This is a genomic window from Synechococcus sp. JA-2-3B'a(2-13), from assembly GCF_000013225.1.
Lineage (GTDB): Bacteria > Cyanobacteriota > Cyanobacteriia > Thermostichales > Thermostichaceae > Thermostichus.
Window position 1 is genome coordinate 1,314,336 of sequence record NC_007776.1, and the last position, 16,247, is coordinate 1,330,582.

The following is a 16,247-nucleotide window of genomic DNA, read 5'->3' on the forward strand; positions in this document are numbered from 1 at the left end:
ACCCTGATTCAGCCTGATGGCCACGGCACTAACTGGCTTGGGCCAGCCCTTCCTCAGAGGGATCCCTGCCTTCCAGGCGACAAAACAGTTGCCGCATCAGCAGCTCCCGTCGAGCCAGAGAGAGGTGGGGGGCAAGGGCGCTGGGAAAGTGGGGCATGGCTAGGGTAACACGATCCAACAGGTCGGCGCGGCGGTGTTGTTGCTGGATGGCCCAAGCCCGTTCCAGAAGGTTTTGGGCTGCTTCTGGCGCTAATCCCGCTTGCTCCGATAACCACGCTGCCAGTTGTTCCAAATCGGGGTCGAAGCGCAGCCGGTACATGTAGATCAACATGCCGATCCCGATCACCAAGCCCAAGCCACTGGCTACATAGGCGGCTTTGATGGAAGTTCCCGGCAGATAGGCCACCGCCGACACGCGCAAGATTTCGTAGGGGATGCGGATCAGGCTATAGCCGACAACATAGGTCCAAACCCAAGTGCCATCTTTGAGTTTGGGAAAGCGCCAGAACATTCCCATCAAGAGGGCAAATAGAAGCAGGTTGAGGACGCTTTCGTAAAAAAAGATGGGGTGAAAAAACTCAAATTGGCTGTATTCCGGCTCGCGGGCTTGGGGAGGAATGTACACCCGCAGCGGCCAAGGGCTGTCGGGAGGAATAGGGGCACCGTAGGCCTCAGAGTTGAAAAAGTTGCCCCAGCGCCCGATGGCTTGGCCCAAAATTAACCCCGGCGTGAGCACATCGGCGTACTTCCAGCCGTTGATCCCGGTGGTGCGGCAATAGAGGTAAAGGGCAAGCGCGCCGGCCAACACCCCACCGTGGATGATGAGACCCCCCTGCCAAATGGCAAAGGCCGAGAGGGGGTTGTCTTGGAACTCTGACCAGTGGGTGAGGACGTAGTAGAGGCGGGCGCCCAGAAACCCAGATATTACCAACCACAGGGCCAGTAGCTCCACTCGTTCACTGGCTTTGCCAGGCTCTTTCTCTAGATGACGAGATTCTGCCAACGCTTTGGTCAAGATCAAGCCGACCAACACGGCCACTGCCATCAATAGGCCATACCAGCGTAGGCCCAGCCCTCCCACCAGCGGGGTGCCGGGGGGAAAGCGGAAGACAAATTCTCCAGGTGAGCTGAAGGTAAGGCCCAACAGCCCTGCACTCCATAGGTTCATCGACAACACGCTCTGCACCCCAAAATTGCTCAACTCAGTTCCACCAGTCGGCTTTATCAACCTCACCCGCTTGGGTTAGCGGGACGGAGTCCCTTCCGGGCTCTTCTCCCCTATCCCCGGCAGCCATTCACAGGCTCCAACAGGGATCCATTCTCCCCGATCCTGAAGCAGCGCCAGTCCTCGTTCCCGGTTGACCCGATCCTACAGGCCCGTCACGGACAAGATTCCACCCTAGAGCCCATACCTTTACCAAAAAGCTAGGTCCAAAGCCCCGCCCTTCCAGGACGGCTTTTGCCCTGTTAGACCTGCGATAAGATACACCCACGCTGGTCGGAGATGCCAAACTCCTCAAGGCCACTCCAGCGCAGTACCAAGCCTTCGATGACGGAGTACACCGGCCAAGTGGTGGGGCTGGATGGGGGCGACAGCAGTGGGCAAGCTGTGCCGTGTCTCCAGTCTTTGCGTTGTACCGAAAGGAGATGGAGGATGTCAACTGGACAGGGGTGTGGATCCCGGATGGGTTGCAGTTGGTATCCATTGCTCCTGAGGCCAAGGCGGTGATGCAACACTGTTATGGCGGCTACACCACCAACCTGACTCTGGAGGAGTTCACCCGCCCCGAAAACTACCTGGTTCATACCCTGGAAGGACAACCGCTCCCGGTAGGGCCGGTGCGCACTTTGATCCCTCACCCATATGCCTGGAGTTTCCCCCCTAAGATCAGCTGGGCTTTTGGGGGAGCAACGGCTACTACATGGGCGGTGAACCCTGGGCCGAAGAACGCTACAGCAATCTATAGAGGCTGTAAACTACCCGACTCCGACCGCTAAAGCGGTACGGAGCGGGCTTTCAGTAGCCCTGAGCCTGCTCTGCTCTACCAGAGAACAAAACAGGCCCGAACCTCTAGGCTGGTTTACGACAGCCCCCAGTCGCGTTAGCGGTGCGGAGCACCAAAGCGCAATCACATTCGCACCATTCAAATCCGCATCTCCTTCCCATCCACAGTGCCCACACTTGAACTGCTTCCCACTGCGATAGGATTGCGTAGGATCGGGATGGACGTGCAAACACCGGTGGCAGGTCTGCGACGTGTAGGCAGGCGGCACCAGAATCAAAGCAACCCCTGCACGCAGAGCCTTGTATTCCAGAAACTGCCTCAGCTGGTAGAACGCCCAACTGTTGGCCCTGCGCCGTTCAGCTTTGCTGCGTGGCTGTTGATTGACCCTTTCCCGGATCCCTGTCAAGTCTTCCAGGGCGATAGCGCTGTTGGTAGCCTTTGCCCTAGAGACAATAGCTTTGGAGATGCGATGATTGACCCACGTTTGAAAGCGTCTCTCCTTGCCAGACAGCCGTTGCAGCAGTTGACGGCATCTGCGCCGCGAACTGCGTGTGCCCTTACTGGCTTTGCGTTGGAGTGCCGCCCTCAACCGGGAGTAGTGGTCTCGGACTCTGTTCAACTGCTGTCCATTCCAGTTGTCCCCCTCTGACGTATGGGCAATATCTGTCCTTCCCAAATCCACCCCGATCACCTTGTCGGTATCTTGTTGCTTGGGTGGCTTTTTCTCTACGCAAATCTGGATGTAGTAGGAGCCGTCTCTGCGCTTGACCAGAGTGGCCGATTTGGGATTGGAGCCTGCCAACTGTTCTCTCTGGTAACGGCCAATCGCCAGCTCAAAGCGCTCTCGACCCTCCACTGTGGTCAGCGACACCGTCCAGTCTTTCTCGCGGAACGAAAAGATACGAGCGTCATAGGTCGCGAAGCCCCCCTTGAACGCTTTGACGGGGCGGTTTTTCTGTCGGGCAACCTTGCGGGCACCGGCCAGCCGTCTGCAGACCTGCTGAGCCAAGTTACTGGACAAGCCGAACCGGGCACGGATTTCGCGGTAGCACAGAGATTGAAGTTTAACGGCGTTGGTGACTTTCTCGGGCGTGTTTTGGTTGACCCAGTTCAACGCCTGCACAAAGGCATCCAAGGTCGCGTCCAACTTTGCGGCCTGCGACTGGGACACCTTGAGCTTACAGGAGACGGCCAGGACTTGGGTCATGGTTCTATCGTAACTTCCGCATTCCTCCCGACACTGACCCTACGGGTACAGTGCGGGGCTCCTGCGATTTCTAGCTGAAATTTTGCGCTCCTTTAGCAGGGATCCCTCGAAGTTCTTTGCCGCTATCTGCCGTTTTGGCCGCAAACTGAAGAGAGCACCTTGGTTGCCGTTGCTGCGAACGCCTGAGGTGCCTGTGTCTTTAGATCTCAAAGAAAGCTTAAATAGCAAAGCTCAAAAGATCCATTGGACTCCATTCCGCTTACGCAAACACTAGAAATCATGGGATCCCGTTCACCGCGTCCAGCCCGGCCCATCCGTTCCGGCCGCTATCCGGCCAAAGAGCTGTGCAGCCAGTGCGGCCTTTGCGATACCCGCTACGTGGCCCACGTCAAAGAAGCCTGTGCCTTCTTGAACCAGCAACTGACCCAGTTGGAAGAACAGACCCACGGGCGATCCCGGGAATCGCTGCGCTCAGGATCCCTCGCCGTCACTGATACCGATTACTTCGGTGTCTACGAGGCGATGTACACAGCCCGCAAGCGGGATCCGATCCCGGGGGCCCAGTGGACGGGCATTGTCAGCAGCATTGGCATGAAGGCCCTCACCACTGGCTTGGTGGAAGGGGTGGTGTGCGTGCAGGCGGATGAGCGGGATCGCTTTCAGCCACGGCCCATCCTGGCCCGTACCCCCGAAGCGGTCTGGGCGGCGCGAGTTAACAAGCCAACTCTTTCTCCCAACTTGTCTGTGTTGGAGCAGGTGGAGCAAAGCGGCCTCAAGCGCCTATTGGTGATCGGGGTGGGCTGCCAAATTCAGGCTTTGCGGGCGGTGGAAAAAAAACTGGGCCTAGAGAAGCTGTACGTGTTGGGCACGCCCTGTGTGGACAATGTCAGCCGTGCCGGGCTGCAAAAGTTTCTAGAAACCACCAGCCGCTCCCCACAGACGGTGGTGCACTACGAGTTTATGCAAGACTTCCACATCCACTTCAAACACGAAGATGGCTCGGTGGAAAAGGTGCCCTTCTTCGGCCTCAAGACCAAAGAACTCAAGGACGTGTTTGCCCCCTCCTGCCTCAGTTGTTTTGACTATGTGAATGCTCTGGCAGATCTGGTGGTGGGCTACATGGGATCCCCCTTGGGCTGGCAATGGCTGCTGGTGCGCAATCAGCGGGGGCAAGAGCTGTTGGACTTAGTCTGGGAGGAGCTGGAAACCCAACCGGTGATCTCGCAGGGATCCCGGAGGGCGGCAGTGCAGCAGGGGATCCCTGCCTACGACCAAGCCCTGAGTTTGCCAATGTGGCTGGCTCGCCTCTTGGGGGCGGCAATCCAGCGCTTTGGGCCGCGCGGCCTGGAATATGCCCGCTTCTCCATCGATTCCCACTTCACCCGCAACTACCTCTACGTGCGCCGCCACTATCCCCAGAAGTTGGAGCAGCACGTGCCCCCCTTTGCCCGGCGGATTGTGGAGCAGTACCAACTCCCGCAAGACTGAGGCTCAGCAGTAGCGGATCCCGGCTTCCGCCCAGCGATCGATAGCCTGACCTATGCGCTCGCAATCGGCAATTAGGCTAATCCGCACGTAGCCCTCTCCTCCCTCTCCAAAAGCGCTGCCGGGGGTTACGACCACGCCTGTAGATTCCAGCACCCGCAGGGCAAACTCCGTCGATCCCTCAGGGGTGCCGTCGGCAGCGCGGGGGGTAGGGATCCAGAGATACATCGTCGCCCGTGGCGGCTCGATCCGCCAGCCCAACTCCGCTAGGCGGCCGATCAGATAGTCGCGCCGGCGGCGGTAGCGCTCTTGTACCTGCTCCAGGTAGCTATCCGGCAGGCGCAGGGCAGTTTCGGCGGCCTTTTGGATGGCGGCAAAAATGCCGTAGTCGAGATTGGTTTTCAGGGTGCGCAAGCTCTGGATGATCTGGCGATTGCCCACCACAAATCCCACCCGCCAGCCGGCCATGTTGTAGGTTTTGGAGAGGGTGTGGAACTCCACTGCCAAGTCCTTGGCCCCTGGGATCTGCAGCAGGCTGGTGGGCCGGTAGCCGTCAAAAGCCAGCTCGGCATAGCACAGGTCGTGCACCAGGATGAGATCGTAGCGGTGGGCAAACTCCACCACCTCCTCAAAAAAAGAGCGGGGCGCAACTGCCGCCGTCGGGTTGTTGGGGTAGTTAAAGTAGAGCACCCGCGCTTGCTGGGCCACTTCCGGCGGTATTTCTTGCAGATCGATCAACCACCCCTTCTGCGGGCGCAGCATCATCGGGTAGATCTGCCCGCCGGCAATCATGGGGCCGCGAAAATGGGCTGGATAGGCAGGGCTGGGCACCAACACCAGATCTCCGGGATCCACATAGGCCAGAGCCAGGTGGGTCAGCCCCTCTTTGGATCCCAGCAAAGGCAGCGCCTCTCCATTGGGATCCAGCTCCACCCCGTAGCGGCGCCAGTACCAATCCGTGATCGCCTGGCGGAAGCTGGCCGTGCCCTCAAAGGGCGGGTAGCCGTGGTGGGCGGGATCCGCAATGGCCGCCTGCGCCGCCTCCACCACCGGCTGTGGGGTGGGACCATCGGGGTTGCCCATGCCCAGATCGATCAAATCCAACCCCTGCTGGCGGGCGCGGGCCTTCAGCTCATCCAAGCGGGCGAAGACATAGGCGGGCAGCTTGTTCAGCCGCTGGGCGGGAACGAGAGCGCGGTTCATGGCAAGAATGGGGAAGGGGCACAGCCGGTGCCTGATGGGAGGATAGGTACCTAACTTACCGCCAGACCTGCATCCAAAGCAATGATCGAGATTGGCGGCTTTGGGCATCCGGGATCCGGAACGGCTAGGATAGATATCCCATCTCAAGTTATCGACGAGCCGAACAGTGCCCCTACCTCTTGTGGCCATTGTGGGCCGCCCCAACGTGGGCAAATCCACCCTCGTCAACCGCATGGCGGGGGTGCGTTCGGCCATTGTGCACGATGAGCCCGGCGTGACCCGGGATCGTCTGTACCAGGAGGTGGAGTGGAACGGGCGCCGCTTGCGGGTGGTGGATACCGGCGGCCTGGTTTTTGGGGATGACAGCGAATTTTTACCCCACATTCGCCAGCAAGCAATGGCAGCCATGGCCGAGGCGCAGGCCGTGATCTTCGTGGTGGATGGCCGAGAGGGACTGACACCCGCCGATGTAGAAGTGGCCGATTGGCTGCGCAAACAACCCCTGCCGGTGGTGGTGGCCGTAAACAAGTGCGAGTCGGGGCAGATGGGCCTGGCTCAGGCAGCAGCCTTTTGGGAGCTGGGGCTGGGGGATCCGATCCCCTGTTCCGGCATTCATGGCAATGGGGTAGCCGAGCTGTTGGAGGCGGTGCTGGCTCACTTGCCCGAAGTGACCGCAGAAGCCGCAGGCGAGCCAGATCCCATCGCCGTCTCGATTGTGGGACGGCCCAACGTCGGCAAATCCAGCTTGCTCAACCGCCTGGTAGGATCCGAGCGGGCCATCGTCAGCCCCATTTCCGGCACCACCCGCGATGCCATCGACACCGTGGTCACCTGGGAAGGGCAGCCCTATCGCCTCATCGATACCGCCGGCATCCGCAAAAAAAACCGCGTGCAGTACGGCATTGAGTTCTTCAGCATCAACCGGGCCTTCAAGGCCATCCAGCGCTCGGATGCAGTGCTGCTGGTGATCGATGCTTTGGAGGGGGTTACCGAACAGGACCAGAGGCTGGCCGGGCGCATCGAAGAAGAGGGCCGCGCCTGCGTTGTCGTCGTCAACAAGTGGGATGCAGTAGAAAACAAAGATACCCACACCATCAACGAGTTCACCCGCGAGATTCGCGACAGGCTTTACTTTATTGAATGGGCGCCGCTCCTGTTTGTCAGCGCCCTCACTGGGCAACGCACCCACAAAATCTTTGAGCAGGTGAATACCGTGGTGGCCGCCCACCGCAAACGGGTTCCCACCGCTGTGGTCAACGAAGTGCTCCAGGATGCTCTTGCCTGGCAATCGCCCCCCACCAACCGCCAGGGCAAGCAGGGCAGAATTTACTACGGCACCCAGGTGGCGGATCGGCCCCCCACCTTTGTTCTGTTTGTCAACGATCCCGATTTGTTTAAGGATAACTACCGCCGCTTCCTGGAAAAGCACTTCCGGCAAAACCTGGACTTTACCGGTACCCCCATTCGCTTTCTCTGGCGCGGCAAATCCGAGCGCTTGGTTGGGCGGGCGGTGCGAAAATTGGAGAGATCCCTGACCTCTCGTTAGGCCCTCTGGTCTACTGAAAGCCTATGGCTGTGGATCCCAACGTCAAAACCCTGGTTGACAACCGTCGCGCCCGCTTCGAGTACGACATCTTGGAGACCTATGAGGCCGGGATCCAACTGACCGGCACAGAGGTGAAATCGATACGAGCGGGCAAAGCCAACCTGCAAGACGCTTTTGCCCTCTTTCGGGATGGGGAAGCATGGCTGCACAATCTGCACATCTCCCCCCATGACACCGCCAGCAAAGTGTTTAACCACGACCCTACCCGCCGCCGCAAGTTGCTGCTGCACCGCCGCGAGATCGACCGCCTACGGGGCTTGGTGGAACAAAAGGGCCTGACCGTGGTTCCCCTCAAGCTGGTGCTCAACCGCGGCTGGATCAAAGCCCATCTGGGCGTGGCCCGCGGCAAAAAGCTCCACGACAAGCGGCAGGCAATCAAAGAGCGGCAAACCCAGCGGGAGATTCAGCGGGAACTGAAGGAACGATAAATTTCTCCCTGAGCCCCTGCTGGCTTCCACGTCGTTTGCCAAGCGCCTTTTTGTATTCTCAGATACAGCGATCTGCAGCGGGATCCCGATGATGGATGTAGTCTTCCGGCTTTGGATCCCTGTTCTGTTGGAGCTGCCTGTGAACTGGAATCTTACCCGCGCTTTTTCTCCCTCGAGAGGCTGGGCTATTGGCCTGGCAGTCGCCGCTCTACTGGGATCCACCCCCACAACAGCGCAAGAGACCTTCAAAGTGGGCATGGTGCTGGTGGGGCCGATGCAGGATGGCGGCTGGAGCCAGGCGCATGTGGAGGGCAGCGAATACGTCAAGGCCAAGTTGCCCGGTGTCGAGTTTGATTACCTGGATAAGGTGAACCCGGCGGATCGGCCCAATGTGCGCGCCTCCCAGGTGGCGGATGACATGATCGCCCGAGGTGCGAAGGTTATCATCTTTACTTCCGATGACCACAAAGACGATGCGATTGAAACGGCCCGCAAGCATCCTGAGATCGCAGTTATCCATGCTTCTGGGGACATGGCCTGGAAGGAAGGGAAAAATTACATCGATCTGCCCAACTTGGCCAACATCATGCCCCAGATGGAAGCGATGCGCATGGTGGCCGGATGTGCCGCGGCTCTGGGATCCGAAACCGGCAAAATTGGCCTGTTGGGGCCTCTGATCAACGACGAAACCCGCCGTTACGCTGCTGCCGCCTACTTGGGAGCCAAATACTGCTGGGAAACTTACCGAGATCGTCCTGAAGAGTTGCAGTTCCGGGTGACCTGGATTGGCTTCTGGTTCAACATTCCAGGGGTTACTTTGGATCCAAGCAAGGTTGCCGATGACTTTTACAACAGCGGCTTTGATGTGGTGATGTCGGGGTTGGATACGCCGGAGGCGGCGGTACAAGGCAAGCGGGCTGCTGAGGTCGGAAAGCGAGTGCGCTACACCCACTACGGCCTGGCCAGCGGTTGTAACTTTGCGCCCGAAATTTGCCTGGGGGTTTCCTACTACAACTGGGGGCCTGGCTACAAGCAATTGATCGAGGCGGCTCGCGCGGGCACCTTCGAGAGCCAATTCCTGCGTCCGCCCATCGACTGGTCAGACATCAACAACCCGGACACGTCTTCGGCGGGGTTCATCATGGGAGAAGCCCTGGAGCCAGAAGATAGGGCTAAGTTGGAGGAGTTCATCGCCGGCTTGGGGAATGGCAGCATTCAGCTCTTCAAGGGGCCGCTCAACTTCCAAGATGGCACGCCCTTCTTGGCTGAGGGGGAAGTGGCCAGCGAGGTCGAGATTTGGTATCTGGGCCAGTTGCTGCAGGGCATGGAGGGAGCCAGCAATTAGCGGAAGGCGTTCTAGGCTCCGGGGAGGGGGAAGAAGCGGTCGGTGGCTTTCACCCGCTGACACCAGGCTCGGATCTGAGGAAAGGGCTTGAGGTCAAACCCGCCCTGCTCCGCCACATGGGTGTAGGTGAAAAGGGCGAGATCGGCGATGGTGTAGCGGTTGCCCACAAAAAATGCTTTCCCCTGCAGGTGGCCTTCCATGATCTCCAAGGCCTCTGTTCCAGATTTCAAGTTCTGGGCGATCACGTCAGCATGGGCCTCTGCTTGGCCGGCCCGCACCCAGAAGCGAGTGGTGGCGATGTAGCGGGCAATGCGGGTTTGTTCAAAAAGCAACCACTTCAAAATCTCGGCCCGTTCCAACTTGTTTTGGCCGTAGAGGGGGGTGTCTTCTGCCAGGTAGACCAAGATCGCGGCGGACTCGGCCAAGACCGTTCCATCTTCCAGTTCCAAAGCCGGGATCTGGCCCAGGGGGTTCTTGGCCAGGTACTCGGGGCGGCGGTTTTCTCCGGCCCTGGAGTTGACTTCAACCGTCTCATAGGGGATCCCCAATTGCTTGAGGAGCAATTCCACTTTGTAGCAATTTCCGGAGGTTGGGATCCCGTACAGTCGCAACATTGTGGTTAACCTCAGCCCAAAGCACCTTACAAAGAACTTCGTCCTAACAACGCCAACGGCAACCCAATCAACAAAAACCCTCTGTCCCTAACACTTTTTTAGCAGCTTTGTTCTTCCAACTCCTGCATCTGCCGGCGGTATTCCCGCCCAAAGGCTTGCAGCAACCCTTCTGCATGGGAAAGAGGCCCTGCTTCATAGGCACGGGATCCCACCCCTTGCTGGGTGAGCTCGCACAGGTGCCAATCCTGTCGATTGGTGCGATCCCACAATTCCACCACCTCGCTGGGATCAAAACCATCCAGCGCCAAGGTCTCCGGCTCAAACAGCCAATCGCAGACAACCCGCGTCCGGTCGGATCCCTGCGGCCACAGGGTGTGGGTCATGACATAGTCCGGCTGCAGGCTCAAGAATAGATTGGGCATAAGGGTGTAGTAGTAGGCCCGCCGTTGGTTTTCTCCGCGCACGGTGGAGATCAGGGGCAAGCTGCGTTGGCCACTCATGTTTAGGCTGGTCACATCTGGGTTGAGCAACATGTAGCCGCCCAAAAAGGGGCCTTCCATCAGGTCGTTGCGACCGCTGCGAGCCGGCGAAAGACGGGCCAATTCCGGGTGAATGAGGGGGCAGTGGTAGCACTCAGAGTAGTTTTCAAACAGCAATTTCCAGTTGGCCTGAACGTTGTATTCAATACGATGACCTCGCCGCAGAGCGGACAGGTTCCACTCTCGGAAACGACCTTGCAATGGGGCAAAAACCTCATCGAAGGGCTGAGGATTGCGGCTGAGGTTGACCCAGACGAAGCCTTCCCATTCTGCCAAGGCAGCGGAGTGGAGGGGATAATCTTCACGGCGAAAGTCTTCCACCTCGTGCATCTGGGGAGCCGCCAACAATTGTCCATCCAGCCCATAGCGCCAGGCGTGGTAGGGGCAAGGGATCCCATCGGCAAAATGGCCTTGGAGCTCGCTGCAGAGTCGGGTTCCTCGATGGCGACAGTGGTTGAAGAAGGCATGGGCTTGCCCCTTGGGATCCCGTACCAGGATCAGGCTTTCTCTGAGCACCTGCACCTGCAAAAAGTCTCCGGGTTGGGCCAGATCGGCACTGCGCCCCACGCAGAACCACTGCCGATAAAAAATCCGCTCAATCTCCGCCTCAAAGCGGCTGGAGGAGACGTAGTAGTGGCCCGGCAGGGTGCGGGCGCCCGGTTGAACCGTAGCGGGATAGAAAGCGGTCATGGGGCAAAGCAGCGATAAGAAAAACTGCTGTGGGACTCCAGAGGCTTTGCTATCCAAGCTAACGCAGGGATCCCATCCGGCATCTATTCCAAGCAGATCCAAGGCATTTTTAAGGCATTTTTGAAGCATTCCCCCCAAGCACGCCGTGCTGCTCGCGCAAATACCCCAGTCTCCTACCCACAAGGGGAGAGGGGGGCATAAGAACTCCGTCCTGCTGACGCAAATGGCTTCTTTCCGCTAGGGGGGCGTAGCGCTGTAGCCCAAGTCGCGCAGAAGGTGCTCAGAGCGCCGCCAGTGGGGCCGCACCTTGACAAACAGCTCCAGGTACACCTTGCCCAGGATCAGCTTTTGAATCTGCAGGCGGGCTGCCTGGCCGATCCGCTTGAGCCTTTCCCCCCCTTTGCCGATGAGGATCCCCTTTTGCGAGTCCCGCTCTACATAGAGGGTGGCCAAGATGCGGGTGACGTTGGGGGTTTCTTCCACCTGGTCGATGGTCACGGCCACGGAATGGGGCACTTCCTCGCGGGTCTGCAGCAGCACCTGTTCTCGGATCAGCTCCGCCATGATGAACCGCTCCGGCTGATCCGTCACCAGATCCGGCGGGTAGTAGTAGGGGCCGGTGGGCAGCAGATCGATGGTGGCTTGGATCAGGGGTGTCAAACTGCTGGGATCCAAGGCAGACACCCAAACGACAGGAGCGCCGGGGCGCAGGGCTTGGTAGCTCTCTTGGTGAGCTTGGCGCACGGCAGCATCCCGAGGAAGCAGATCCGCTTTGTTGCAGACGATCAGGCAGGGGGAAGCAGCAGGGATCCGCTCGGCAATAAAAGCATCCCCGCGTCCTGCCGGCACCGATCCATCCACCACGAAGAGGATCACGTCCACAGCGGCAATGGCTGCCTGGGCGTTGTGTACCAAGATTTCCCCCAGGCGGTGGTGGGGTTTGTGGATGCCAGGGGTATCCACCCAGATGATCTGGGCTTGGGGTAGGGAGAGGATCCCCTGCAGGCGGTTGCGGGTGGTCTGGGCCACGGGAGAAGTGATGGCGACCTTTTGTCCCACCAGGGCATTGAGCAGGGTGGATTTGCCCACATTGGGCCGCCCGATCAGCGCTGCAAATCCCGACTTGAACCCCGGCGGGGCAACCGGGATCGCAGACAGTTCCCCACTGCTGACACGACCGGGCGCCGATTCCCCTTCTGCTGCAGCAGCGGAGGACTCTGTCCCGCCGTCGCCAATGGATCCCTGTCCCTCAGGGGAGGGATCCCTCCCGTCTAAAGGAGAATGGGGATGTCCGGCGCTCTGCTCTCGTAGCTCTTGTGACATACTCCCATCGCTGACCCTACGGGTACAGCGTGGGCTTCTCGCTTCATCGGGGAGCCTACGCAAGAACCCTCCACGAGCAGACACGGAATGCCCTACCGCGTAGTTGCACCAGATTCCGGCAAAAGCCGTTTTGTGCAACTACTCCCATCATACACCATGTGGGGGTATCTGTATCCCGACACTGACTCTACGAGTACAGTGCGGGGCTTAGCTACCCCCACACCCCGACAAGCTAAAGGCTCTGTCCCGCTGTCGCGAACGGCCATAACTTTCACCCAACCTCTAGCGGATAGAGTAGGCTGCTGAGGCGGCAGGCAACTGCAAGGATAGGGATCCCAGCGGGGCCAAGGTGGTGCCGGGGTAGTAGAAAGCGAGGATTTGTGCCGCGTTAAACCCCTGCCGAGCCAGGGTATAGGAGCCATACTGGCTCAGGCCCACCCCATGGCCAAAGCCGCCACCGATGAAGCGATAGCCTGCCAATCGCTCCCCTTGTTTCAGAGGCTCTATCCGAAACAGGGTGCTGTACAGGCGAGGAAAAGCCAAGCGTACCTGATCCTTGCGCAAAAGAATCGAGCGGATCCCTTCTGCCGTCTGCAAGTCCAATTGCATCACCTGCACCCGGCCACTGGCGGAGCGCTCCAGGATCTGCATCCCCGCGATGCTGCTCCAGGTGGGCATCGGGATCCCTAGGTAGTCTTGGCCGGCCCGCAACTGGGTGTTCAGCTCCTCCAAAGATAGGGAGAACTCCCAGCGGAATAGGCGGGATACTCCTGCTTCGTTGAAGCCCTCTCGCTGGGCCAAAAACGCCTGGAAGCTGCTCTCCTGCCGCAAATCCAGGGGCTTACCCGGTTGATGGCGCTCCTCGCCCTGCGGAGCACGATGGGCAATATCCGCTTGCGGGCGTAGGTAGGGGCGCGGATCCCCGTCCCAAACATCTTCAAAGGCCGCCGAGATGCCGCCATTGGTAGAGGAATAGACAGCATCCACCAGCTCGCCATTGTAGGTGAGCACCAGGCCACTGGTTTGGCGAATGGCCTCGTCAGCCCGCGGGTGGGTTCCGGTCAATCCCTTGTAAACCTGGCAGTGGGTATTGGCGCAGAGCTGATAATCGTCAACCTGAAAGCGGTGGAGGTTCTTGAGGGCGTAGGTGCGCGCCAAAATCGCCTGGGCAGCCATGGCGGCAAAGGGAGCCCCTGGCCCCACCTCGTGGGGAACTACCCCCCGCAAATAGGTTTCCAGAGGCACGGCATTGACCACAGTGTAGCTGCCGTAGGCATTGGGCTGAAAGGTGATGGATCCGGCATAGTAGTGGTCGTTTACCCGTAGATAGCCGGCATCGGAGGTCACCCTGAGGCGGGTGCGGTGGTAGCGAAAGTGTTCATGAACCCAGCTTAGCTCCGCCCGTTCGCGTCGCTCCTGCACCTCGAGCCGCACATGGGGGATCCCTTCCTTCTGGGCATACTGCTGAATCTGGATCAGTTGTTGCGGGGTGTAGGCGCGGTTGGCCCACACCTGCCATTCTTGCGGCTGGGCGATCTCGGTGCTGATGCCCAGAGACTGCCAATGGTTGGCGTTGGCCTCGGCACTCTCAAAACTTTTGTGGCTGCTGAGGATTAGACGGTATACGGTTTCCGGGGTGGTCAGGGCGCGATTGACAATGCCGATGCTGACCCGAGGCGTTCGCTGGGTCTGGGTGCTGCCGTCTGCTTGAGGGAATTCCAGGGTGAGAAGGGATCCCGTCGGCGCCGCCAGCTCCACTTGATCCGTCTCAGAACGGCCAAAGCGTTGCACAATGCCTATGTGCAGGATTGGGTTTTCGGGGGTGGCCGCCGTGGCCAAGGTCTCTTCACGAACTCCGGTTGCGTCGGCGGCATGGAGCGCCAAGGCCGTCAGCAACAGGCCCAAGCCGGAAATGAGGGTGCTCTGTTTGCGCCAGCGGGACGGAGCCCCTAAAAACCGACGGGGTTTGGCAGTGAGAGCCTGACAACTGGCCATGGCCGCTTTATCCTAAAACACACCCTGTCGATTTTACCCCCATCTTTTTTGGCCTACCTGCAGTGGTCGCGTTAGCGGTGCGGAGCACCATGGATGCTTTTCCTCGCCTGTCTGTTCCCGACGACGGGTTCCCAATCGCCACGGCGGGACGCCGCCCCTCTTTGCACAAGGGATCCGGCTGGAGGCTGGGCTGGGATCCCACCCGTTCCCCTTTTGTTGCCCTGGTGGGGGGAGAAACCTGGGCGCTGGAGCTCACTCAGGAGGAGTGGCAAGCGTTTGTGCAGGGGGTGCAGCGCCTGCAGCAGGATATGGAGGCCATCGCCTCCCAACTGATGGCGGAGGAGAGCATTACGCTGGAGCAGACTTTCCCTGCTTTGACGTTGATTGCCAGCGGCAGCGCCACCGCCTGGGGCCTCTACGTGCAATTGCATCAAGGCCGGCGCGGAGAAGGTTTTTGGCCTGCTGATGTTGTCCCTGAGCTGTGCCAGGCCCTCGCCCAATGCTTTCAGGAAGCTCTCTAGCCCCCTGAAGCCTGCAGTCTGGATCCCTGCCCAGGGTTTTTGGGGCGAAGCTACAACCCCTTGATTCCCTTCAGCGCCTGAGAGAACCGATGGATCTGCACCATCTGCACACTTACATTCGTCCCCAACAGCTTGAGGACTTGACCGCCTGGGATCCCGGCTGGAACTGGCTGGCCGGGGGGACTTGGCTCTTCTCCCAGCCGCAACCCCACCTGCGGGGACTGGTCGATTTGCATCCTCTGGACTGGAACGAGCTGGAAATCAGTGCAGAAGGGTTAAAACTGGGGGCAACCTGTACCTTCCAGCAACTGTTGCAATACGATTGGCCACCCCATTGGCCAGGGATCCGCGCCCTGTGCGAGGGAATGGCGTCTTTGGCCTCTTTTAAGGTGGCCCACTTGGCAACGATAGGGGGAAATCTCTGCCTGGCCCTGAGTGTCGGTGTCGTAGCACCCGTGTTGATCGCCCTTGAGGCCACCTACACGCTGATCGATCTGCAGGGATCCCTGCGCCACATCCCCGCTCAGGACTTTCAAACCGGCCCCCAACAAACTCTGCTGCAGCCGGGGGAAGCCTTGCGATCCATCTGGATCCCGGCCCAACGGCTGCGCGGCCCCAGCACCTTTCAGCGGCTCGGCATCACCCAAACGGATCCCGCCTTGGTGATCGTCGCTGGATCCCGCGATCCCGACTCAGGCGATTATCGCTTCGGGCTCAATGCCGCCCTTTCACCCCCACAACTGGTGCGGCTGGGATCCCGGCCCAATCCAGAACACCTTCCCCAACTTTTGGCAGAGCAAGCCCACGGCTGGATCGCGGATTTTCGGGCCAGCGCCCTTTACCGCCAACGCATGAGTGAGGTATTGATTCGCCGCTGTATAGACATCTTGGGCTAATCGGGGTATTGCCCCATCCCAACAGGGGGCTGAGAACGACGTACTCATCCTGCCAAAGCTCCCGCCGCTCTGAAAGTAAAGGTTTTAGGCGTGGGTCAGTGCCCCAGTTTGAATCGAAATGACCATAAGTCTGACATTCCCGTCCATAGGATTGAGATAGCCACAGGCAAAAATTCATCTGTTGCTGTTCCAAAAATGGGTAACACATAAAAGTTTGGGGCAGTAGCAACTGGCAGTGTCACCCCATAGACAGCCGCGAAAACAGTTCACAGTGAACTCAGATTTATCTGGCCTTAAAACTTGAAGCCAGTTTACAAAAAATTTACCTACAGTTGATATCCAGTGGGGTTTTGGATTCAGGAGTTCGCGTGATTTGACAGGGAAAGTTT

General features: G+C 59.2%; 14 protein-coding genes. 7 read left to right on the forward strand and 7 right to left on the reverse strand.

The features are described from left to right. Positions 1–28: 28 nt before the first annotated feature. Positions 29–1,201 (reverse strand): prolipoprotein diacylglyceryl transferase, encoded by a 1,173-nt coding sequence (gene lgt / locus CYB_RS05975; protein WP_238376933.1) that lies wholly within the window; start codon positions 1,199–1,201, stop codon positions 29–31. Between the two features lie 413 nt (positions 1,202–1,614). On the opposite strand from lgt, the gene CYB_RS05980 reads away from it, so the two are divergent. After that, positions 1,615–1,998, forward strand: a complete 384-nt coding sequence (locus CYB_RS05980) for a molybdopterin-dependent oxidoreductase (protein WP_049749569.1) — start codon at positions 1,615–1,617, stop codon at positions 1,996–1,998. Here CYB_RS05980 and CYB_RS05985 read toward each other — a convergent pair. Then, positions 1,978–3,213 (reverse strand): RNA-guided endonuclease InsQ/TnpB family protein, encoded by a 1,236-nt coding sequence (locus CYB_RS05985; protein ID WP_011432887.1) that lies wholly within the window; start codon positions 3,211–3,213, stop codon positions 1,978–1,980. The genes CYB_RS05980 and CYB_RS05985 overlap by 21 nt on opposite strands. A 279-nt stretch (positions 3,214–3,492) precedes the next feature. Between CYB_RS05985 and CYB_RS05990 the strand changes: the two genes are divergently transcribed. Further along, the gene (locus CYB_RS05990; protein WP_011432888.1) at positions 3,493–4,701 is read left to right on the forward strand and encodes a Coenzyme F420 hydrogenase/dehydrogenase, beta subunit C-terminal domain; all 1,209 of its coding nucleotides are present in this window, start codon (positions 3,493–3,495) and stop codon (positions 4,699–4,701) included. A gap of 3 nt (positions 4,702–4,704) precedes the next feature. Here the strand turns inward: CYB_RS05990 and CYB_RS05995 are convergent, their stop codons facing one another. Continuing rightward, positions 4,705–5,901 (reverse strand): aspartate aminotransferase, encoded by a 1,197-nt coding sequence (locus CYB_RS05995; RefSeq protein WP_011432889.1) that lies wholly within the window; start codon positions 5,899–5,901, stop codon positions 4,705–4,707. A 166-nt stretch (positions 5,902–6,067) separates the two neighbouring features. Between CYB_RS05995 and der the strand changes: the two genes are divergently transcribed. From der to CYB_RS06010, 3 genes are all read left to right on the forward strand, one after another. Continuing rightward, positions 6,068–7,447, forward strand: a complete 1,380-nt coding sequence (der, locus tag CYB_RS06000; RefSeq protein WP_011432890.1) for a ribosome biogenesis GTPase Der — start codon at positions 6,068–6,070, stop codon at positions 7,445–7,447. 23 nt (positions 7,448–7,470) lie between these two features. Next, entirely contained in the window at positions 7,471–7,935 is a 465-nt protein-coding gene (gene smpB, locus CYB_RS06005; protein ID WP_011432891.1) for an SsrA-binding protein SmpB, read from the forward strand. 88 nt (positions 7,936–8,023) lie between these two features. Next, on the forward strand, positions 8,024–9,280 hold the full coding sequence (locus CYB_RS06010) for a BMP family lipoprotein (RefSeq protein WP_148202713.1): 1,257 nt from the start codon (positions 8,024–8,026) through the stop codon (positions 9,278–9,280). 11 nt (positions 9,281–9,291) lie between these two features. Here the strand turns inward: CYB_RS06010 and CYB_RS06015 are convergent, their stop codons facing one another. The 4 genes from CYB_RS06015 to CYB_RS06030 all read right to left on the reverse strand — a co-directional run bounded on the left by CYB_RS06015 (position 9,292) and on the right by CYB_RS06030 (position 14,441). After that, positions 9,292–9,894, reverse strand: a complete 603-nt coding sequence (locus CYB_RS06015) for a glutathione S-transferase family protein (protein WP_011432893.1) — start codon at positions 9,892–9,894, stop codon at positions 9,292–9,294. A 98-nt stretch (positions 9,895–9,992) separates the two neighbouring features. After that, positions 9,993–11,123, reverse strand: a complete 1,131-nt coding sequence (locus CYB_RS06020; protein WP_041437237.1) for an aromatic ring-hydroxylating oxygenase subunit alpha — start codon at positions 11,121–11,123, stop codon at positions 9,993–9,995. A 237-nt stretch (positions 11,124–11,360) separates the two neighbouring features. After that, a complete protein-coding gene (era, locus tag CYB_RS06025) occupies positions 11,361–12,446 on the reverse strand; it encodes a GTPase Era (protein ID WP_011432895.1) in 1,086 nt (361 codons plus the stop codon). A gap of 282 nt (positions 12,447–12,728) precedes the next feature. Continuing rightward, the gene (locus CYB_RS06030; RefSeq protein WP_071818155.1) at positions 12,729–14,441 is read right to left on the reverse strand and encodes a SpoIID/LytB domain-containing protein; all 1,713 of its coding nucleotides are present in this window, start codon (positions 14,439–14,441) and stop codon (positions 12,729–12,731) included. A gap of 89 nt (positions 14,442–14,530) precedes the next feature. Here CYB_RS06030 and CYB_RS06035 point away from each other — a divergent pair, with 89 nt between their 5' ends. After that, positions 14,531–14,962 (forward strand): DUF1818 family protein, encoded by a 432-nt coding sequence (locus tag CYB_RS06035; RefSeq protein ID WP_049749570.1) that lies wholly within the window; start codon positions 14,531–14,533, stop codon positions 14,960–14,962. Between the two features lie 89 nt (positions 14,963–15,051). Continuing rightward, positions 15,052–15,858, forward strand: a complete 807-nt coding sequence (locus CYB_RS06040) for an FAD binding domain-containing protein (protein WP_011432898.1) — start codon at positions 15,052–15,054, stop codon at positions 15,856–15,858. Positions 15,859–16,247 lie beyond the last annotated feature (389 nt).